Consider the following 294-nt stretch of genomic DNA (forward strand, 5'->3'; position numbering starts at 1 on the left):
CTAAACCAGTTGTAACGATTAAACCAGCTAATCCAACTAAACCAGTTGTAACGATTAAACCAGTTATTCCAGCTAAACCAGTTGTAACGATCAAGCCAGTTATTCCAACTAAAGCAGTTGCATCGGTTAACCCAGTTATTCCAACTAAACCAGTTGTAACGATTAAGCCAGTTATTCCAACTAAACCAGTTGTAACGATTAACCCAGTTATTCCAACTAAACCAGTTGTAACGATTAAACCAGTTATTCCAACTAAACCAGTTGTAACGATTAAACCAGTTATTCCAACTAAAC

At 36.4% G+C, this 294-nt stretch carries 1 pseudogene; it reads left to right on the forward strand.

Going from position 1 to position 294, the window contains the following annotated elements:
• Positions 1-294, forward strand: a pseudogene (locus EII37_RS10980) (hypothetical protein); the annotation flags it as partial.

The organism is Streptococcus sp. OH4692_COT-348 (assembly GCF_003859975.1).
Lineage (GTDB): Bacteria > Bacillota > Bacilli > Lactobacillales > Streptococcaceae > Streptococcus.